Consider the following 19,329-nt stretch of genomic DNA (forward strand, 5'->3'; position numbering starts at 1 on the left):
CCACTACTGTGACGGCCACTTGATCGAACGATCACCGGCCGGGGGGCCGGCGAAGGGGAGGGGCCGTGCGGCGCTGGGAGTTTGTCGGAGACGGTTCGGCGAAGTTCTGGGAGGCGGGGGCCGAGGGAGCCGTCGTCACCGTGCGCTACGGGCGAGTCGGCGCGCAGGGCCGTACGCAGGTGAAGGAGCTGGACTCGGCCGAGGCGGCCGCACTTCATCTGGCGAAGGTCATCGCGGAGAAGGAGCGCAAGGGGTACCGGGAGATCTCGGCCGAGGTCGCAGCAGCCGCCGTCGAGGCCGCGGACGCGGCGCCGAACTCGCCGGACCGGGCCGCTCCGGCCGACGAGGTCGTGCTGCCCGACGAGGAGACCTTCGAAGTACCGGCCGCCTGGCGGCGGTTGGTCCACCCGAGGCGGGGCGGGATCAAGCGTGGCGCTGTCGCGCCGCACAGCGACGCCGAGGAGCTGGTGGCCGGCCGGCTGAAGCAGGAGGCGGACTGGATCGAGCAGATGCTCACCTCCCCGCTGAGCGACGCCCGGATCGTCGGGGCGGTCCGCTCGCATCTGAGCGGCAGTCACGGTCCGCTCGGCGCTGCCGCGCTGGCCGCGATGACCATGCACTACCAGCTCCCCCACGGGGTCTTCGTGGACACCTGGGTCCACGACCACGGCCTGGCCTTCGCCGCCCGCGCGGTCGTGGAGTACTTCGACCTAGAGGTCCACTGGCGGCAGTACGGCGTGAACCGCCAGGACCCCCGGCTCAGCTTCCGGGCCGTCGGCGGCTATGTCGAGGGCCAGTGGGCGCGCCCGCACTTCGCGGACCGGATGCGGGCCCTGCTCGCCTCGGCCGACGAGGACTCCTACCGGGAGGCCGTCACCGCGCTCGCGCCGTGCCGGGACGCGGAGCGCCGTCGCGTCGTCGTGTCCTATCTGGTGCCCGGCGAGCGGGAGTGGGTCGCCGAGTGCTGCACGGGCGAGGTCGTGGACGACCCGCTGCTGCGGGAGATGCTGCTGTGCTCGATCGGCTCTCCCGACCAGCTCGCCCACTTCGGCAGCAGGCTGCGTCTGCACTGGGGCGGCTGGTCGATGGCGTTCGTCGCCACGCTCGCCGAGGGCACCGGCACCGCGTTCGCGCCGATGCTGGAGGAGGGGCTGGACGTCGCGTACGGCTCCGACCGGACCAAGGCCCTCGCCGGCGCCCTGGTCGAACTGCCCTCGGACGACGCCTTCGGCATCCTTCTCGCCCGCGTCGAGGACAAGCACGTCCGCCCGCATCTGCTGGAGGCGATGCGGCGTTACCCGGTGCGCGCCCTGCGCCTGCTGGGCAGGGCGGCGCTGGGCACCGCCAAGTACGCCTCCATGGCCCGGCAGTTGCTGGCCGCGCACGTCCACACGCACCCGAAGCTGACGGCCGCCGTGCTGCCCGACCTGCCCGGCGCCGTCGCCGACCTCGTCGAACCGATGCTCACCAGCAGCGACCGAGTGGCCGACGCCCCGCCGCAGGCGCTGCCCGCACTGCTGGTCAGCCCGCCGTGGTCGAGGAAGCGTACGGCCCGCAAGGCGCGCGTGGCGGACGGGACGCCGGTCGTGCCGGAGCCCCGGGTCGCCTGGCTGCCGGGTGAGCGGGAGGAGTGGGCCGGCACCACGTCCTGGTACGCCCGGTGGCGCAAGGGGCACACCTGGAGCAAGGAGATCGGGATCCTGCAGCGGGGCGAGCAGTTGAAGGACGTCCGGGACGTCCGGCTGTTCGTCGACGGGCCCGAGGACGTCGTACGGCCGCTGCTGGCCGTCTGCGCCCCCAAGGACTACTGGGACGGCGAGGCCTCGCTCAAGCCGGTCGCGGCCAGGCACGGGGTGCACGCCCTGCCGTTGCTGCTGCACGCCGCCGCCCGGCATCCCTCCACCCTGGGCGGGCCGGTCCTGCCGTATCTGAGTGTCGAGGTCGCCGCGCTGGTGTGCGACTGGCTGGCCCGGCTGAAGTCGGCCGACGCGACGGCCCGTTCGTGGCTGGCGCGGCACGGTCTGGCCGCCGTCCCGTTCCTCGTCCCCCACGCGGTGGGCAAGCCCGGCCTGGTGCGCCGGGGCGCCGAGCAGGCCTTGCGGCTGGTGGCGGACGCCCAGGGCGGGGAGGCGGTGCTGAAGGCCGCCGCCGAGTGCGGGCAGGAGGCCGCGGACATCGTCGAGGAGTTGCTGGCCGCCGATCCGCTGGAGAGCTCGCTGCCGGCACGTATGCCGGTTGTGGGCGCCTGGGCGGCCCCCGCGCTGCTGCCGCAGATCCTGCTGAAGGAGGGCGGCGCGCTGCCCGCCGACGCGGTGGGGCACGTCCTGACCGTGCTGGCGGTGTCCAAGCCCGGCGAGGTCTACCCCGGCCTCGACGTGCTGACCGAGCACTGCACGGCCGACTCCCTCGCCGTTTTCGCCTGGGGTGTGTTCGAGCAGTGGCGGCTCGCCGGGATGCCCCCGAAGGAGAGCTGGGCGCTGCACGCGCTGGGCTGGCTCGGGGACGACGACATTGTCCGGCGTCTGACTCCCGTGCTGCGCGCGTGGCCCGGTGAGGGGGCGCACCACCGTGCCGTGGAGGGGCTGAACGTCCTCGCGTCGATCGGCACCGACGTGGCGCTGCTGCATCTGCACGGCATCGCCCAGCGGGTGCCGTTCAAGGCCCTGAAGGTCCGGGCCCAGGAGAAGATCGCCGAGGTCGCGGAGGGTCTCGGTCTCACGGCCGAGCAGCTCGGCGACCGGCTCGTCCCCGACTTCGGCCTGGACTCCGACGGCAGCACGGTCATCGACTACGGCACCCGGCGCTTCACCGTCGGCTTCGACGAGCAGCTGCGCCCGTATGTGCGGGACGCCGACGGCAAGCCCCGCAAGGCCCTGCCCGCCCCGGCCGCCAAGGACGACCCGGAGCTCGCGCCGGCCGAACGCAAGCGGTTCGCCGCGCTGAAGAAGGACGTCCGGACGGTCGCCTCCGACCAGGTACGGCGGCTGGAGGCGGCGATGGTCACCGGGCGGTCCTGGACGGCGGCGGAGTTCCAGGAGCTGTTCGTGGCGCATCCGTTGCTGTGGCATCTGGTGCGGCGCCTGGTCTGGCTCGGCGAGGCGGACGGGGAGGTGACGGCGTTCCGGGTGGCGGAGGACCGTACGTTCGCGGACGTGGGCGACGACGAGCTGACGCTGCCGGAGGGCGCGAGCGTCCGTCTGGCGCATCCGCTGCACCTGGGTGACGACCTCGGCGCCTGGTCGGAGCTCTTCGCCGACTACGAGATCCTCCAGCCGTTCCCGCAGCTGGGCCGGTCCGTGCACGCCCTCGGCGAGGAGGAGGCCACGAGCCGCCGGCTGGCCCGGTTCGAGGGCGCGACCGTGCCGGTGGGCAAGCTGCTCGGCCTGACCAAGCGCGGCTGGGAGCGGGGCGAACCGCAGGACGCGGGCGTGGAGTGCTGGTTCTACCGGCGTCTCGGGGAGGGCCGCTACCTGGTGATCGACCTCGACCCCGGCATCCCGGTCGGCATGGTCGAGGAACTCGGCGACCAGACCTTCAGGGCCGTGGGCCTGGACAACCGCCCGGACGGCTGGTGGAACAACCGCGACAGCGGGCTGCGCTTCGGCGGCCTCGACGCGGTCATCGCCTCCGAGCTGCTCGCCGATCTCACCGAGGTGACCGCGAAGTGACCGCACCCGTGACGTCCGAGAGCGCCGAGGAGCGGTTGCAGCGCCCGCCCGCCGAGGTCCGTTACGCCGACGAGCTCGCCGCCCTGCGCGCGGCCGACGGTGATCCGCGCCCGCCGGGCTGGCAGCTCAGCCTGCGCGCCGCGCGCCGCTTCGTCGTCGGCGACGAACAGGCGGGCGTCAGCCGTAAGTTCGTCGGCAACGTCTCCTTGGTGGAGCGGGCCCTGGTGACCCTGGCCACCAACCGGGGGCTGATGCTCGTCGGCGAGCCGGGCACCGCCAAGTCGCTGCTGTCCGAGCTGATCGCGGCGGCCGTCAGCGGCAGTTCCGCGCTGACCGTGCAGGGCGGCGCGGCCACCACCGAGGACCAGATCAAGTACTCCTGGAACTACGCGCTGCTGGTCTCCGAGGGCCCGTCCTCCCGTTCCCTCGTGCCCGCGCCGATGCTGCGCGGCATGGCCGAGGGCCGGATCGTGCGCTTCGAGGAGATCACCCGCTGTCCGCTGGAGGTGCAGGACTGTCTGCTGTCGCTGCTGTCCGACCGGGTCATCGCCGTTCCCGAACTGGACGGGCCGCAGGGCATGGTCTTCGCCCGTCAGGGCTTCAACGTCATCGCCACGGCCAACACCCGTGACCGGGGCGTCAACGAGATGAGCGCCGCCCTCAAGCGCCGTTTCAACTTCGAGACGGTCTTCCCCATCCCGGACTTCGACACCGAGCTGGCGTTGGTCGAGGCCGAGGCCACGGCGTTGCTGCGGCAGTCCGGGGTGACGGCGGCGCCGCGCCGGGACGTGCTGGAGGTCCTGGTCGGCACGTTCCGTGAACTGCGGGGTACGGCCGGGCGGGGTGAGCGGATGTCGGCGGTGATGAGCACCGCCGAGGCCGTGTCGGTGGCGCACGCGGTGGGGGTGCGCGGCTGGTTCCTGCGCGGTGAGCCGGGCGGCGCGGCGGACGTCGTGGCGAGCCTGGCGGGCACGGCCGCGAAGGACAGTCCGGAGGATCTGGCGCGGCTGCGGCGGTTCCTGGAGCAGGAGGTGCCGCGACGCAAGGGCGGGCAGTGGCAGGCACTGCACGACGCGCGGCATCTGCTGGCGGACTGATGCCGGGCACATCCACGGCCGTCGACGTGCCGCCGCGCGCTGCCGGGTCCGCCGTCTTCCTCGGCGTACGGCACCACTCGCCCGCGTGCGCCCGACTGGTCGGCCGGGCGATCGGGGAACTGCGGCCCGCGTACGTCCTGGTGGAGGGCCCCGCCGACATGAACGACCGGCTGGACGAGCTGCTGCTCGGGCACCGGCTGCCGGTCGCCGTGTTCAGCCACTACCGGGACGACACGCGCGTCGCGACCTCGTGGGCGCCGCTGTGCGACTACTCCCCGGAGTGGGTCGCCCTGCGGGCGGGCCGCGCCTCGGGCGCCGAGGTGCGCTTCATCGACCTGCCGTCCTGGCACCCGGCGTTCGCCGAGCGCGCCGACCGGCACACCAACCGCTACGCCGACGCCGAGGCGAGGTACGCGCGGGCGACGGAGCGGCTCTGCGCGCACTTCGCCGTGGACTCGGTGGACGCGCTGTGGGACGGGTTGTTCGAGGTCACGGACGGCAGGGACGGTGCCGGCGGCACGGACGGTGCGGACGGCTCGGGCAGCCCGGACGGCACGGACAGCCTGGGCGCCGAGGTCGATCTGCGGGCGCGCCTGGACGCCTATTTCGAGCTGGTGCGCGGGGACGCGGAGGCCGATCCCGGGGACCGTGCGCGCGAGGAGTACATGGCGTCCTGGGTGCGCGCGGCGGTGGCCCGTGCCGGGGAGCGGCCCGTGCTGGTGGTGACCGGCGGCTTCCATCAGCCGGCGCTGCGCGCGCTGTCGGCGCGGGAGGACGGCCGCGTCGGTACGCCGCCCTGGCCGGAGGTCCCCGCGCCGCCCGAGGGCGCGGTCGGCGGCAGCTTCCTGGTGCCGTACTCCTTCCGGCAGCTGGACGCCTTCGCCGGCTACCAGTCCGGCATGCCCTCTCCCGGCTACTACCAGCGGCTGTGGGAGGACGGCCCGCACGCCGCCGCGCAGGGTTTGCTGCGGTCCGTCGCCGAGCGGCTGCGCACCCGCGGGATCCCGGCGTCCACGGCCGACCTGATCGCCGCGCGCGGGCTGGCCCAGGGGCTCGCGCTGATGCGGGGCCATGCGTACGAGACGCGGGTGGACGTCCTGGACGGTCTCGCCGGGGCGCTGATCAGCGACGATCTGGAACAGCCGCTGCCGTGGACGGGCCGGGGCACGCTCGGCGTCGGCGCCCATCCGGTCGTCGTGGAGATGATCGCCGCCTGCGCCGGAGACACCGAGGGCCGGCTGCACCCGGACACCCCGCTGCCACCGCTGGTGCACGACGTCGCCGAGCAACTGGCCCGGTTGGGCCTGGCCGACGCGGACGGCCCGGTCAGGCTCGACCTGACCCACGCGGACGGCCTGACACGCAGCCAGGTCCTGCACCGGCTGCGCGTGATGGGCGTTCCCGGGTTCACCCGGGTCTCGGGTCCGTCCGACGGCGCCGACCCGGTGCTCACCGAGCGCTGGGAGCCCGGATCGGCGAGCGGGCGTGAGGCGGCGCTCATCGAGGCGGGCGCGTACGGGGCGCGGCTGGACGAGGCGGCCTCGGTGGTGCTCGGTGAGCGGGCACAGGTGGCGGGTACGGATGCCGGGCCGCTCGCCGGGCTGCTGTTCGACGCCGTGCTGTGCGGCGTCGGGCCCCTGTGCGACGAGTTGCTGGAGACAATCGCCGCCCAGGTCGGCCGGGTGCCCGAACTCGGGCCGCTCGGCGAGGTGTTGACGGCCGCGTTGGGTCTGTGGCGGCACGACCGGGTCTTCGGGGTGGCCCGCGGCCCACTGCTGGGCGGAGTCGTAGGGGGCGCCACCGACCGGGTGTTCTGGCTGGCGGAGGGGTTGCACGGCGGGCCGGGCGTGGACTTCGCCCGGTTGCGCGCACTGGCGGCCGCGCGCGACGTACTGCTGCACGCCCCCGAGTTGCCGTCGGTCACCCGCGAGGCCGCCGTCGGAGCCGCCGCCCGTATCGGCCGCGACCCGCGTGCCCCCGCCGACCTGCGCGGTGCCGCCTTCGGTCTGCGCTGGGCGCTGGGCGCCCCCGACGACCCTGCGACGGCCGTCCAGGCCCTCGCCGCCACCGCGTCCGACACCCTGGGGGACTGGCTGGCCGGCCTGTTCGCGCTGGCCCGCGAGGAGGTCACCGCCGAGACGGCCGGGGACGGGGAGCCCTTGATCGACGTACTGGACGGCGTCGTCTCCGCGATGACCGAGGGCGACTTCCTGACCGGCCTGCCCGCCCTGCGCCAGGCCTTCGCCTTCTTCCCGCCCCGCGAACGCGAACGCATCGCGGAACGCCTGCTGCGGCGGCGCGGCAAGCACGGCTCGGCGCGCTCCCTGCTGCGCACGACCGCCGACCCGCTGCTGCTGGCCCGCGCCCGAGCCCTGGAGGAGAACGTGGCCCTACTGCTCGACCGGCACGGTCTGGGGGCGGTGCGATGAGCTCCGCCGCTCCCGAGGGGACGCCGGCGGCCGCGGACCCGTCGCTCGAACGCTGGCGCCTGATCCTCGGCTCCCCCGCCGAACGCCACACCGGCCCCCCGCACGGCTCCGCCGCGGCCCGTGACGCCGCGCTCGACTGGCTCTACGGCCGTGACGAGGACCTGCGCCGCCGCGGGGTGCGCCGGGGCGGTTCGGCCGGGTCCCGGGAGGGCGGCAGCGGGCCCTCGCAGCTCACCGCCGTGGACTGGCTCGACGACGTCCACAAGCTGTTCCCGAAGGAGACGGTGGAGCGGCTGGAGCGGGACGCCGTCGAGCAGTACGGCATCGACGAGATCGTCACCGACCCGGACGTCCTCGCCCGCGTCGAGCCCAGCCCGACCCTGCTGCGCGCGGTGCTGCGCACCAAGCACCTGATGAACCCCGCCGTGCTGGCGGCGGCACGGCGGATCGTCGAGACCGTCGTACGGCAGCTGATGGAGCGTCTGCGCCCGGAGGTCCGCCGCGCCTTCACCGGCTCCCGCTCGCGCCGCCCCAGCCGCGTCCCCCTGGCCCGGGACTTCGACTTCCGCACCACCGTCCGCGCCAACCTCGCGCACTACCAGCCCGCAGAACGCCGGATCCTCATCCAGCGGCCGCACTTCCACTCCCGCACCAGCCGCCGCCTGGAGCAGTGGCAACTCGTGCTGCTGGTGGACCAGTCGGGCTCCATGGCCGGCTCGGTCATCCACTCCGCCGTCACAGCCGCCTGTCTGTGGGGTCTGCCGGGGCTGAAGACCCACCTGGTCGCTTTCGACACCGAGGTGGTGGACCTGACCTCCGAGGTGACCGATCCAGTGGAGCTGCTGATGGGCGTGCAGCTCGGCGGCGGCACCGACATCGCGCGGGCCGTCGACTACGGCGCCTGTCTGGTCGAGAACCCGCGGCGCACGATCGTCGCCCTGATCTCCGACTTCTACGAGGGCGGCGACCCGTTCCGGCTGGTCCGCACCGTGCGCCGGCTGGTGGAACAGGGGACGACCGTGCTGTGCCTGGCCGCCCTCGACGAGGCCGCCGATCCCGTCTACGACCGTGCCCTGGCCGGGCGGCTGGCCCAGGCCGGTGCCCCGGTGGGCGCGATGACACCGGGGCGGCTCGCCGAGTTCGTCGCCGAGCGGATCGGCCGGGGAGGACACACCGGACGATGAGGACCGAAGCTGTCACCATCCGCGCCGATCTGCTGGCCCTGACGCCCCGGACGCTGGCCTCCCTCGCCAACCGGGGCCTGGTCAAGCGCGCCGAGAAGGACCTCGCGGCAGGCGCCGGCCCAAAGGTCACCGTCGGCGAAGACGGCACCGTACACGGACGCTTCCCGGACGGCACCGACACGGCCCTCCCGCCGGGCCTCGGCCTGGACGCGGCGGACTGCGGGTGCGGGGCGACGGGCGTGTGCCGGCACCGCATCGGTCTGGTGCTCGCGTACCAGCGCACCGCCGAGGACACGGACACGGACACGGAGCCTGAGGCGGAGGGCGGGGCGGACGCCGGGGTGGACGGTTCACCGCGAGCCGAGGCCGTGTTCGTCGACTGGTCTCCGGCCGAGTTCGACGACGAGGCACTGGCCGCCGCGCTGGGCCGGCCCGCCCTGACCGCCGCGCGGCGCGTCAAGGAGCACGGCTACCTCGCGCGGCTGCACCGTCCGACCGCCGCCGACCCGGAGCCCCGCGTCGAACTGCCCACCTGCACCGTCCGTTTCCCGGTCCCGCACGAGCTGGGGTACGCCCTCACCGACGCGTCGGCCGCGCTGCGGGGCGAGGTCGTGGCGTTGGCGGTCTGGGCGTTCCGGGCCGGGGACGCCGAGCGGTCGACGGAGGTGAGCGTCGGCGGCCGTACGGCCACCACGGAGCGTGCCGACGCGGCCCTGCGCAGCGCCCTGGCCCTCGCCGACGACCTCCTCCTGGACGGCGTACAGCAGGCGGGGCCGGTGTTCGCCGGATCCCTCGCGCGCGCCCAGCGGTCGCTGACGGCGGCCTCGCTGCACTGGCCGGCCGGGGCGGTGGCCGAGTTGCGGGAGCAGCTCGACGCGTACGCCGCGCGCGGCACCCGGTACGCGGCGGAGCGCTTCGCCCTGCTGCTGGCCGAGCTCCACGCCCGGCACCGCGCCGCCGGACGGGACCCGGTCGGGGTGCTCGGCACCAAGGAGGCTCCGCAGACGCCGCTGCGGCGGGTGCGGCTGGTGGCGCTGGGCTGCCGGGTCGGGGGCACCGCGGGCGACCGGGTCGCCGAGACGTACTTCGCCCACGCCGAGGCCGGGATCGCACTGGTGCTGCGCAAGCGCTGGGAGGTGACGGAGGGTCAGTCGCTCACCGGGCACGAGCTGTCGGCCCGTCGTCTGCTGGGTTCCCCGCTGCGGGCGCTCGCCACCGCGAACGTGGTCAGCGAGCACACCGCACGGGCCGCCGACCGGACCGTGACCATCGCCCGGGGCCGGATCGCCGCCACCAGCGTCACCCCGCTCGGCTCCGCCTGGCGGGAGCTGCCCGGCAGCCTGCTGCTCACCGACGTCGCCGCTCATCTGCGGGCGGCCGGCGAGCGGCCGCCCCGGCTGATCCGTCCGCGCGTCGAGGCGGAGTCGGTGCGGGTGGTGCGGGTGTCGGCCGTGGAGTCGATCGGCTACGACCCCGCCGCGCAGCGACTGGAAGCGGTCGTACGCGATCCGGCGGGCAACGAGATCCTCGTCCGCGCCGACCACAACCCCCTGTGCCCAGGCGGCCTGGACGCGCTCGCGGCCGCGCTCGGTGACGAGGAGGTCCAGTGTGTCAGCGGCATGCTGCGCCGCGCCCACGGCCGGATCGTCCTCGACCCGCTGGCCGTGCTGACCGCCATCGGCGTGACCGTCCCGGACCTGGCCCCCGGGGACGGCGACACCACGCTCGCCATGGTTCCGTCCCGCCCGTCCGACCCGGTCACGGCGGCCCTGGAGTCGGCGCTCGGCGCCCTGTCCGAGGCCGCCCATCACGGTCTGCGCCGGCTGACCGCCCCGGCCCGCACCCGCCTGACCGACAGCGCGACCGCCCTCCGGCGCACCGGACTGCACACCGCCGCCCACCTGGTGGGCGCCCTGGACACGGCCCTCACGCGTGAGGGCGCCACGGCGGCCGTCCCGGCGTGGGCCGACGCCCAGATCCAGCTGGCGGTGAGCCTGGAACTGCATCAGGAGGGTGCCGGAGAAGTGCGGGGCTCAGCCTGACTCCTGCCAGCTGTGCGGTGCGCGGAAGCCCGGGGTGCGTTCCAGTCGGCGCCAGCCCGCCGGGCCGTCGGAGCAGTGCTCCTCGGCGGGGTCGGGCCGGGCGGCGGCGCGGGCCAGGAGGACCGCGGTGAGGGCCGCGATCTCCTCGGCGCTCGCCCTGCCCCTCTCGACGCGGAGTTCGGCGGCGACCGCGCCGGCCGGGGTGCTCACTGCGGGGGGTTGCCGTGCTTGCGCGACGGCAGGTCGGCGTGTTTGGTACGGAGCATCGCGAGCGAGCGGATCAGGATCTCGCGGGTCTGAGCCGGGTCGATGACGTCGTCGACCAGGCCGCGCTCGGCCGCGTAGTAGGGGTGCATCAGCTCGGATTTGTACTGCTTGACCATCTCGGCGCGCTTGGCTTCGGGGTCGTCGGCCGCGGCGATCTCGCGCCGGAAGATGACGTTCGCCGCGCCCTCCGCGCCCATCACCGCGATCTCGTTGCTCGGCCAGGCGAAGGTCAGGTCGGCGCCGATGGACTGGGAGTCCAGCACGATGTAGGCGCCGCCGTAGGCCTTGCGCAGGACGATCGAGACGCGGGGGACGGTGGCGTTGCAGTAGGCGTAGAGGAGTTTCGCGCCGTGGCGGATGATGCCGCCGTGCTCCTGGTCGGCGCCGGGCAGGAAGCCCGGCACGTCGAGCAGGGTCACGATCGGGATGTTGAAGGCGTCGCACATCGTCACGAAGCGGCCGGCCTTCTCCGAGGCCGAGATGTCCAGCACTCCGGCCAGCGTCTGCGGCTGGTTGGCGACGATGCCGACCACCCGGCCGTCCAGCCGGGCGAGGCCGCACACGATGTTCCGGGCCCAGCGCTCGTGGACCTCCAGCCAGTCCCCGTCGTCGACGAGTTCCTCGATCACCTTGTGCATGTCGTACGGCTGGTTGCCGTCCTGCGGCACCAGGTCGTAGAGCGTGGAGGCGACCCGGTCCGCCGGGTCGTCCGAGGGGTGGACGGGCGGGTTCTGCCGGTTGTTGGAGGGCAGCAGGGAGAGCAGGTAGCGCACTTCCGCCAGACAGGTCTCCTCGTCCTCGTAGACGAAGTGCGCCACCCCGGACGTGGTGGCGTGCACATCGGCGCCGCCCAGCGCGTTCTGGGTGAGCTGCGCGCCGGTGACGGCGCTGACCACGTCGGGGCCGGTGATGAACATCTGCGCGGTCTCGCGCACCATGAACACGAAGTCCGTCAGCGCCGGCGAGTAGGCCGCGCCGCCCGCGCACGGTCCGAGCATCACCGAGATCTGCGGGATCACCCCCGAGGCACGGGTGTTGCGCCGGAAGATCCCGCCGTAGCCGGCCAGCGCGGAGACGCCCTCCTGGATCCGGGCCCCGGCCCCGTCGTTGAGGCTGACGAGCGGAGCGCCCGCCGAGAGCGCCATGTCCATGATCTTGTGGATCTTCGCCGCGTGCGCCTCGCCGAGCGAACCGCCGAAGATCCGGAAGTCGTGCGCGTAGACGAAGACCGTCCGGCCGTCGACCGTGCCCCAGCCGGTGATCACCCCGTCCGTGTACGGCCGCCGGTGCTCCAGGCCGAAGCCGCTCGCCCGGTGCCGGCGCAGCTGTTCCACCTCCTGGAAGGAGCCGGGGTCCAGCAGCAGCGCGATCCGCTCGCGGGCCGTCAGTTTCCCTCTGGCGTGCTGCGCCCGGGTGGCCTGCTCCCCCGGGCCGGCCTCGGCCTCCTGACGGATCCGCGCCAGGCCGGCCAGGTCCTCACCGGTCAGTTCGCCGGTCACCGCGTGGGTCACGTCGTCGGTCACGGACATGGTTCCTCCTCAACTCTCCTCAGCCGGCGTGCGCGTGCGCGCCTTGTCCGGCGGCGGCCACGCAGGCGCCCGTCCCGGAGCACAGGGCGGCGAACCCGCGGTCCACGTACACCGCGGGCGCCCCCTTCTCCTCGACGTGCACGGACTGGACCTCGCCGAGCAGGATGATGTGGTCGCCCGCCGGGTAGCGCTCGTGGACCGTGCACTCGACGACCGCGAGCGCCCCGTCGAGCACGGTCCCGCCCCGTGCGGTGCGGATGAACTCCCCGCCCGCGAACTTGTCCGCCGACTTGCGCGCGAAGCGCATCGCCAGCTCGGTGTGGTCGTCCCGCAGCACGCTCACCGCGAACTCGCGGCAGCTGTCGAACACCGGGAAGGAGTTGGCCGTACGGGCCAGGCAGACCAGCGCGAGCGGCGGTTCCATCGAGACGGACACGAACGAGCTGGCGGTGAAGCCGTGCGGGACCCCGGTGCGGTCATGGGCGGTGACGAGTGCCACCCCGGCGGGCACCCGGGCCATGGCGTCCCGGAGGATTCCCTGGTCGGCGGCCATCTTTTGACTCCTTAGGCGAGGCAGGTGGGCAGCCGCCCACCGTTGTAGGCGACCAGCTCCGAGAAGATCTCCATGGCGTCCCGCGGGGGCCTGCCCAGCAGCTCCTCGTGAGCGCGGTGCAGGTTCGCGACGAGGCGCTCCGCGTCCAGCAGTTCGGCGTAGGCGCCGAGGTCCGCCTCGCGCGCGGCCTGCAGCGGGGTCAGTCCGCTGTCGGCCGCCTCGGCGGCGAGGCGCTGGACCCAGCGCAGGTACTCCCGGTTGGCGTCGAGCACCTCGGGTCCCGCGACCGGGCCGTGCCCGGCGACGACCACCTCGGGCTCCAGGGCCGCCAGCCGGTCGAGCGCGGCCAGCGTGCCGGTCACCGAGCCGAAGAGCGCGAACGGGGTGACGCCGGACATCACGATGTCCCCCGCGAACAGCACCCGTTCCTCGGGCAGCCAGACCACCACGTCGTGGTCGGTGTGCGCGGGGCCGACGCGGATCAGTTCGGCCCGTCGCTCGCCGATGTGCACGGTGAGGTGGTCGCGGAAGGTGACGGTCGGCGGTGTCACCTCGATGTCGCCCCAGTCGACGCGCGGCCAGAGCCCGGTGAGGGCGAGGCCGGTCGTCACCATGGCGGTCCGCATGTCCTCGTGCGCGATGATCTGCGTCCCCGGCGGGAACACCTGATTGCCGAAGGCGTGGTCGCCGTGGAAGTGGGTGTTGACCACGGTGCGGGCCGGGCCCGCGGCGAGCTTGTCGACCGTCTCGGCCAGCCGCCGCGCCCTGGGGATCGTCGACAGGGTGTCGACGACGAGGGCGCCGTCGCCGCCCACGACGATGCCCGCGTTGCTGACACACCAGCCGCCGGGGGCCTGCTCGTAGGCGTGGACCCCGTCGGCGACCTCGTGGACGGCGGCCGTCATGACGTCTGCCCGGCGTCGGCGGCGGCCGCCGCCGCGTGGCTGAGCGTGGCCCGGCTGTTGGCGCCGAGCGCGTCCCGCAGATAGGCGCGGGCGTCGGCGACGGTCGTGCCCTCGCCCAGGACCTCCTCGATCCGGGTCGGGTCGATCGCCACGGTGTGGCGGGCGGTGACCGTGTCCTTGTCGAAGAGCCAGGCGCCGCTGTGCCCGGTGAGCAGGGCGGGCGGCACGAGCTGCTTGTAGACGATGGCCTCGCCGGGGAAGCAGAGCCGGATCGAGCGGGTCGTGTGCGCGCTGCCGTCGGCGGTGACGGTCTCCATCGTCATGTCCTGCACGACAGGCGAGCGGCCGTCCGCCGACTCCTCGGTCAGCGTCACCTTCCCCACGTGCGGCAGCCGGTCCGGCCACAGGTCGCTGCGCTCGATGAAGGCGTACGCGTCGCCCCCGGAGGGCACCTGGAGGGTGTCCTCGAACGTGAACAGGAGCTCGTCGACCGGGTACGGCCGCTCGGCGAGCCGGGCCAGCGCGGCCAGTTCCTTCTCGCTGTTGGTGTCCAGCGCGGCGCGCAGTGCGGGCAGGGCGTCCTCGTCGACGGCGGCGAAGTCGTGGGTCAGCACGATCTCGGTGCCGTCGCCGTCGGCCCGGAACTCCCAGCTTCCGCCCATCGAGGCGATCGGCGGCTGGGTGCGCTCCTGGCGGAACGTGACCCGCAGCGCGTCGGGGTCCAGGGTGCGACGGGACGTCCAGGTCTTGACCTGTCCGGCCACGCTCGCCCAGATCCGGAAGCGTTCCGTGCCCCCGTCGCGCTCCAGGATCCGCACGTGTACGGCGGGTTCGAAGACGGCCGGCCAGTGTTCGGCCCGCGCGACCAGCTCGTACAGCCGTCGCGCGGGGGCCGTGGTCCTCAGGGTGTGGACCACCCGGTGTTCGTCCGGCCGGCTCATGCTGCCTCGGCCAGCGCGCCGTTGACCAGGTCGAGCAGCTCACGCGGGGTGTCGACACGGCCCGCGACGTCGTCGGGGATGGCGACGCCGTAGCGGCTCTCCAGCCGGGCCGCGGTCTCCATCAGGGCGAGCGAGTCGTAGCCGATGGTCTCGAAGCGGGTGTCGAGGATGTCCCCGGACAGCTCCGTTCCGTCCGCTTCGCCCGCGCATTCGATGAGGACGCGGCGCAGGTCGTCGATGGTCAGCAGGGTTGCCATTACGGTCTCCAGTTCTCGGTGTGGCTGTGGGGTGGGTGGTTACGAGGTCGGTTCGGGGCGGCGCAGGACGACCGCCGAGTTGAAGCCCCAGCGGCCCCTGGCCAGGACCAGGGCGGTGCGCAGGGGCGCCGGGCGCGGGGCGCCGAGCACCAGGTCGATGCCGTACTCGCGCGGTACGGAGCGCACGCCCGCGGTCGGCGGGATCACGCCTTCGCGCAGGGACATCAGGGCGGTCACCACGTCGAGTGGGCCGCCGCCGGAGTAGAGCCGGCCGGTCGTCGTCTTGGGGACGGTGACGGGGACGCCGCGGTCGCCGAACACCTGGCCGATGGCTTGGGCCTCCGCGGCGTCCAGCTCGGGTACGCCCGCGCCGTCGGCGAAGACGACGTCGACGTCCTCGGGGCCGAGCCCGGCGTCGGCCAGCGCGAGCCGGATGGCGCGCTCCAGGCCCGGAGGGCGTCCGGAGCCGGGGGGCGGGTCGAAGGTCGAGGCGCAGCCCGCGAGTTCGCCGTAGGCCTCGTGCCGGCCCCGGGCCTCGGCGGCCTCGCTGTCCTCCAGGACGAGGAGGGCGCCGCCCTCGCCGGGGACATAGCCGGCCGCCTGCTCGTCGAAGGGCAGATAGGCCCGCTCCGGGTCGGTGGCGGTGCTGATCCGGCCGCTCGCGACCTGCGAGACCCAGCCCCAGGGGTCGAGCGCCGAGTCGACCCCGCCGGAGACGACCAGGGGGGTGCCGCGGCGGATGGTGCGGCGGGCGTGGCCGAGGGCGTCCAGGCCGCCGGCCTGTTCGGCGACCAGGGCGCTGCTCGGGCCGCGCATGCCGTGCCGGATGGAGATCTGGCCGGTGTTCACGGCGTAGAACCAGGCGAAGGACTCGTACACGCTGACCGACTTGGGGCCCTCGGTCCACAGTTTGCGGAACTCTCGGTGCGTGAAGTCGAAGCCGCCGCAGGCGTTGGCCGTGACCACGCCCATGTCGTAGTCGGTGAGCGACTCCGGGTCGGCCTTCGCGTCCTGGAGCGCCCAGGCGGCGGCGGTCAGCGCGAGCCGGGTGGAGGGGTCCGTCTGCGGCAGCAGCCGGCCCGGGACGTGGTCGGGTGCGTGGAAGTCGTCGATCTGGCCGGCGAGCGTGGCCGCGTACCGGCTCACGTCGAAGCGGGTGACCGGGCCGAGGCCGATGCGGCCGGCCAGGACGGACGCCCAGTACGGTTCCAGGCCGAGGCCGTTGGGTGCGACGACGCCGACTCCGGTGATGAGGACGCTCATGCGACGGCCTCCGCAGCCTCGGCGCCGCGCAGGACCATGGCGCTCTGGAAGCCGCCGAAGCCGCTGCCCACGGTGAGGACGGTCCCGAGCTTGCGCTCCCGCGCTTCGAGTGGGACGTAGTCGAGGTCGCACTCGGGGTCGCTGGTGTGCAGGTTCGCGGTCGGTGGCACCACCCCGTGTTCGAGGGCGAGCACACTGGCCGCTATCTCCAGCGAGCCGATCGCGCCGAGCGAGTGCCCGACCATCGACTTGATCGAGCTGACCGGGGTGCGCCGGGCGTGATCGCCGAGCGCCCGCTTGTAGGCCGCGGTCTCGTGCCGGTCGTTCTGCCGGGTGCCGGAGCCGTGGGCGTTGATGTAGTCGATGTCGGTCGCGTCCGTACGGGACTCGTCCAGGGCGACCCGGATGGCCTCGGCCATCTCACGGCCGTCGGCCTTCAGCCCGGTCATGTGGTACGCGTTGCAGCGCGTCGCGTAGCCCGGGATCTCGGCGTGGATGTGGGCGCCTCGGGCCAGCGCGCTCTCGTAGTCCTCCAGGACGAACATCGCGGCTCCCTCGGCCAGCACGAACCCGTCGCGGGTGCCGTCGAACGGCCGCGAGGCGTGCTCCGGGTCGTCGTTGCGCGCCGTGGTGGCGCGGATCGCGTCGAAGCAGGCGACGACGATCGGGGTGATGGGGGTGTCGGCGGCCCCGGCGAGCATCACGTCGGCGCTGCCCTCCTCGATCAGCCGCACCGCGTGGCCGACGGAGTCCAGGCCCGAGGTGCAGCCGTTGGAGACCATCGCGACCGGGCCCTCGGCGCCGACCGCCCAGGCCACTTCGGCCGGCATGACGCTGGGCACCAGGTAGTCGAACATGTGCCGGGACAGCCAGTCCGCGTCGACCTCCCACTCCCGGCCGGAGTCCGACAGCAGCAGGTACTCGCGTTCCAGGCTGGTCGCGGCGGCCACCGCGCTGCCGAGGCTGACGCCGACCCGGGTGGGGTCGAGGGCGCCGAAGTCGAGCCCGCTGGCGGTGACGGCCTCCCGGGCGCAGGCCACGGCGAACTGCGAGGCCCGGTCCATGCGGTCGAGTTCCCGTGGGCCGAACCCCTCGGCGACGGGGTCGAAGTCGGCTTCCGCGGCGACCTGCGAGCGGTACGGCGAGGGGTCGAAGAACGAGATCCGGCGCGTCGCCGTCCGCCCCGAGGTGAGCAGTTCCCAGAACTGCCGCGTGCCGTTCCCGCCGGGGGCGCGGACGCCGACGCCCGTGATGACGACTCTGCGCTTCAATCCGAACAGCTCCTTCGATGAGTTCGTCCGGTGGTCGTCGTCATCGTGGGCCGGGTGGCTCGAAAGCGGCTCGAAGGCGGATACGGGACCCCTCGATGCCGGATCCACCGTCGCGGTGTCCGAGCCGTGCCCCAATCCCCTTCGACCGCCGCTCTAGCGGGGCGTCCGAGGCTGGGCGGCTGAGGGACCACGAAGCAGGGAGAGGGAGACATGGCCACGCAGCTCTCGAAGGTCGCACTGGTGACCGGCGCAACCAGCGGTATCGGGCTGGAGATCGCCCGCAGGCTCGGCAAGGAGGGGTTGCAGGTTTTCATCTGCGCGCGCGGCGAGGAGGCGCTGCGCACGACGCTGAAGGAGCTGCGGGAGGCGGGAGTGGAGGCGGACGGCCGGACCTGTGACGTCCGCTCGGTCGCCGACATCGAGGCCGTCGTCGCCGCGGCCGTCGAGCGGTACGGCCCCGTCGACGTCCTGGTGAACAACGCGGGCCGGCCCGGCGGCGGTGCCACGGCCGAGCTCGCCGACGAGCTCTGGCTCGATGTCATCGACACCAACCTCACCAGCGTGTTCCGGATGACCAAGCAGGTCCTGAAGGCCGGCGGCATGCTGGAACGGGGCTCGGGGCGGATCATCAACATCGCCTCGACGGGCGGGAAGCAGGGCGTGGTGCACGCGGCCCCGTACTCGGCGTCGAAGCACGGCGTGGTCGGGTTCAGCAAGGCGCTCGGCCTCGAACTGGCGCGGACCGGCATCACGGTGAACGCCGTCTGCCCGGGCTTCGTCGAGACGCCGATGGCCGCGAACGTGCGCGAGCACTACTCGGAGATCTGGGAGGTGTCGACCGACGAGGCCTTCGACCGGATCACCGCGCGCGTGCCGATCGGCCGCTATGTGCAGCCGTCCGAGGTGGCGGAGATGGTGGCCTATCTGATCGGGGACGGGGCGGCCGCGGTGACCGCGCAGGCCCTCAACGTCTGCGGCGGTCTCGGGAACTACTGACACCCGGCTGTCCGCGCACATGGTTGGAGCCCCTCGCGGACCGCGAGGGGCTCCACCTGTGTGCGGGTCAGGCGAGCACCTGGTCGCCGTTGAGAATTTCCAGATGCATACGCTGGATTTCTGGCGTGGGGTCCACCCCCAACTCGTCGGACAGTATCTGCCGGAGATTTCGGTACGAGGCAAGCGCTTCCGCTCGCCTGCCGACCCGGTAGAGCGCCCCCATCAGCTTGGCGTGCAGGGTCTCGTTCAGCGGATGGGAAATTACCAGGGACCGCAGCTCGGGAATCATGGGCCCTATCCTGCCGAGCCGCCAATTCGCGTCGATACGGAGTTGCACTCCGAAGAGCCGGAGCTCTTCCAGGTGAGCGATATGGCACTCCAGCACCGGGCCGCACGGCACCGTGGAAAGCGCCGGGCCGCGCCACAGGTCAAGGCCCGCGTTCAGCGAGGCGAGCGCCTCCTCGGGCCGGTCCTCCTCCAGCAGCCGGCCGCCCTTGCGGATCAGGCGCTCGACGAGCGTGACGTCGAGCTCGTCGTCGTCGATCAGGGCGAAGTAGCCGGGTGGCCGGGTCAGGACCAACTCCCGTTCCGCACATGTCACCTGGTGCTCCGCCAGCAGTCGGCGGGTGTGGTAGACGTAGGTCTGGAGTGTGGTCATGGCGCTGCGCGGCGGATCGTCCCCCCACAGTTCCTCGATGAGCACCCCGGAGCCCACCACCTCATGCCGCCTGAGCAGCAGCAACGCCAGCAGCTGGGTCGCCTTCGAGGATTTAAGCGGAATTAACCGCCCCGCATCAGTGATTACATGGACATGCCCCAACAGATTGAATCTCATCCTGCGCCCCCGTCGAGATTCTCCGTTTTCTTTGGGGCGACGATAACAGGCCTACTTGACCGACTTCAACGTGGTTACCGTCACAAAAGATC

At 73.3% G+C, this 19,329-nt stretch carries 15 protein-coding genes; 6 read left to right on the forward strand and 9 right to left on the reverse strand.

What is annotated here, in order from left to right; all coding sequences use genetic code 11:
* Positions 1-65: 65 nt before the first annotated feature.
* From AQJ67_RS12110 to AQJ67_RS12130, 5 genes are read left to right on the forward strand one after another with little or no spacing between them, the layout of a single operon-like run.
* Positions 66-3,668 carry a DUF4132 domain-containing protein gene (locus tag AQJ67_RS12110; RefSeq protein ID WP_063807314.1) on the forward strand — a complete coding sequence of 1,201 codons (3,603 nt, stop codon included), beginning with the start codon at positions 66-68 and terminating at the stop codon, positions 3,666-3,668.
* Positions 3,665-4,765 carry an ATP-binding protein gene (locus tag AQJ67_RS12115; protein WP_208614946.1) on the forward strand — a complete coding sequence of 367 codons (1,101 nt, stop codon included), beginning with the start codon at positions 3,665-3,667 and terminating at the stop codon, positions 4,763-4,765. Before AQJ67_RS12110 ends, AQJ67_RS12115 begins: the two co-directional genes overlap by 4 nt.
* Positions 4,765-7,194 (forward strand): DUF5682 family protein, encoded by a 2,430-nt coding sequence (locus AQJ67_RS12120; RefSeq protein ID WP_062718344.1) that lies wholly within the window; start codon positions 4,765-4,767, stop codon positions 7,192-7,194. The genes AQJ67_RS12115 and AQJ67_RS12120 overlap by 1 nt, the downstream gene beginning before the upstream one ends.
* Positions 7,191-8,378 carry a VWA domain-containing protein gene (locus tag AQJ67_RS12125; protein ID WP_062718347.1) on the forward strand — a complete coding sequence of 396 codons (1,188 nt, stop codon included), beginning with the start codon at positions 7,191-7,193 and terminating at the stop codon, positions 8,376-8,378. Before AQJ67_RS12120 ends, AQJ67_RS12125 begins: the two co-directional genes overlap by 4 nt.
* Positions 8,375-10,420, forward strand: coding sequence for a hypothetical protein (locus AQJ67_RS12130; RefSeq protein WP_062718349.1), 2,046 nt, complete (start codon positions 8,375-8,377; stop codon positions 10,418-10,420). Before AQJ67_RS12125 ends, AQJ67_RS12130 begins: the two co-directional genes overlap by 4 nt.
* On the opposite strand, the gene AQJ67_RS12135 is transcribed toward AQJ67_RS12130, so the two are convergent.
* The 8 genes from AQJ67_RS12135 to AQJ67_RS12170 are packed head-to-tail and all read right to left on the reverse strand — an operon-like array spanning position 10,412 to position 17,541.
* The gene (locus AQJ67_RS12135) at positions 10,412-10,630 is read right to left on the reverse strand and encodes an acyl-CoA carboxylase epsilon subunit (RefSeq protein ID WP_062718351.1); all 219 of its coding nucleotides are present in this window, start codon (positions 10,628-10,630) and stop codon (positions 10,412-10,414) included. The two genes, AQJ67_RS12130 and AQJ67_RS12135, sit on opposite strands and share 9 nt — an antisense overlap.
* Positions 10,627-12,216 carry an acyl-CoA carboxylase subunit beta gene (locus AQJ67_RS12140; protein ID WP_062718353.1) on the reverse strand — a complete coding sequence of 530 codons (1,590 nt, stop codon included), beginning with the start codon at positions 12,214-12,216 and terminating at the stop codon, positions 10,627-10,629. The genes AQJ67_RS12135 and AQJ67_RS12140 overlap by 4 nt, the downstream gene beginning before the upstream one ends.
* A 19-nt stretch (positions 12,217-12,235) precedes the next feature.
* Positions 12,236-12,769, reverse strand: a complete 534-nt coding sequence (locus tag AQJ67_RS12145) for a flavin reductase family protein (protein WP_062718356.1) — start codon at positions 12,767-12,769, stop codon at positions 12,236-12,238.
* Between the two features lie 11 nt (positions 12,770-12,780).
* Positions 12,781-13,674 carry an MBL fold metallo-hydrolase gene (locus tag AQJ67_RS12150; RefSeq protein WP_062718358.1) on the reverse strand — a complete coding sequence of 298 codons (894 nt, stop codon included), beginning with the start codon at positions 13,672-13,674 and terminating at the stop codon, positions 12,781-12,783.
* A complete protein-coding gene (locus AQJ67_RS12155; protein WP_062718360.1) occupies positions 13,671-14,615 on the reverse strand; it encodes an aromatase/cyclase in 945 nt (314 codons plus the stop codon). The genes AQJ67_RS12150 and AQJ67_RS12155 overlap by 4 nt, the downstream gene beginning before the upstream one ends.
* Complete coding sequence (locus tag AQJ67_RS12160) at positions 14,612-14,872, reverse strand: acyl carrier protein (RefSeq protein ID WP_062718362.1); 261 nt, start codon at positions 14,870-14,872, stop codon at positions 14,612-14,614. Before AQJ67_RS12160 ends, AQJ67_RS12155 begins: the two co-directional genes overlap by 4 nt.
* 39 nt (positions 14,873-14,911) lie before the next feature.
* Positions 14,912-16,135 (reverse strand): ketosynthase chain-length factor, encoded by a 1,224-nt coding sequence (locus AQJ67_RS12165; protein ID WP_062718364.1) that lies wholly within the window; start codon positions 16,133-16,135, stop codon positions 14,912-14,914.
* Positions 16,132-17,541, reverse strand: a complete 1,410-nt coding sequence (locus AQJ67_RS12170; RefSeq protein ID WP_062718365.1) for a beta-ketoacyl-[acyl-carrier-protein] synthase family protein — start codon at positions 17,539-17,541, stop codon at positions 16,132-16,134. The genes AQJ67_RS12165 and AQJ67_RS12170 overlap by 4 nt, the downstream gene beginning before the upstream one ends.
* 75 nt (positions 17,542-17,616) lie before the next feature.
* Here AQJ67_RS12170 and AQJ67_RS12175 point away from each other — a divergent pair, with 75 nt between their 5' ends.
* A complete protein-coding gene (locus tag AQJ67_RS12175) occupies positions 17,617-18,402 on the forward strand; it encodes a 3-oxoacyl-ACP reductase (protein ID WP_062718367.1) in 786 nt (261 codons plus the stop codon).
* Positions 18,403-18,469: 67 nt separating this feature from the next.
* Here the strand turns inward: AQJ67_RS12175 and AQJ67_RS12180 are convergent, their stop codons facing one another.
* Positions 18,470-19,237 carry an AfsR/SARP family transcriptional regulator gene (locus AQJ67_RS12180; RefSeq protein ID WP_062718369.1) on the reverse strand — a complete coding sequence of 256 codons (768 nt, stop codon included), beginning with the start codon at positions 19,235-19,237 and terminating at the stop codon, positions 18,470-18,472.
* Positions 19,238-19,329 lie beyond the last annotated feature (92 nt).

Source organism: Streptomyces caeruleatus (genome assembly GCF_001514235.1).
Lineage (GTDB): Bacteria > Actinomycetota > Actinomycetes > Streptomycetales > Streptomycetaceae > Streptomyces > Streptomyces caeruleatus.

Excerpts from the sequence above, each read along its gene's own strand:
- AQJ67_RS12160 (WP_062718362.1), bottom strand. The coding sequence starts at position 14,872 with ATGGCAACCCTGCTGACCATCGACGACCTGCGCCGCGTCCTCATCGAA.
- AQJ67_RS12120 (WP_062718344.1), top strand. The coding sequence starts at position 4,765 with ATGCCGGGCACATCCACGGCCGTCGACGTGCCGCCGCGCGCTGCCGGG.
- AQJ67_RS12150 (WP_062718358.1), bottom strand. The coding sequence starts at position 13,674 with ATGACGGCCGCCGTCCACGAGGTCGCCGACGGGGTCCACGCCTACGAG.
- AQJ67_RS12140 (WP_062718353.1), bottom strand. The coding sequence starts at position 12,216 with ATGTCCGTGACCGACGACGTGACCCACGCGGTGACCGGCGAACTGACC.
- AQJ67_RS12165 (WP_062718364.1), bottom strand. The coding sequence starts at position 16,135 with ATGAGCGTCCTCATCACCGGAGTCGGCGTCGTCGCACCCAACGGCCTC.
- AQJ67_RS12145 (WP_062718356.1), bottom strand. The coding sequence starts at position 12,769 with ATGGCCGCCGACCAGGGAATCCTCCGGGACGCCATGGCCCGGGTGCCC.
- AQJ67_RS12155 (WP_062718360.1), bottom strand. The coding sequence starts at position 14,615 with ATGAGCCGGCCGGACGAACACCGGGTGGTCCACACCCTGAGGACCACG.
- AQJ67_RS12175 (WP_062718367.1), top strand. The coding sequence starts at position 17,617 with ATGGCCACGCAGCTCTCGAAGGTCGCACTGGTGACCGGCGCAACCAGC.
- AQJ67_RS12125 (WP_062718347.1), top strand. The coding sequence starts at position 7,191 with ATGAGCTCCGCCGCTCCCGAGGGGACGCCGGCGGCCGCGGACCCGTCG.
- AQJ67_RS12180 (WP_062718369.1), bottom strand. The coding sequence starts at position 19,237 with ATGAGATTCAATCTGTTGGGGCATGTCCATGTAATCACTGATGCGGGG.
- AQJ67_RS12130 (WP_062718349.1), top strand. The coding sequence starts at position 8,375 with ATGAGGACCGAAGCTGTCACCATCCGCGCCGATCTGCTGGCCCTGACG.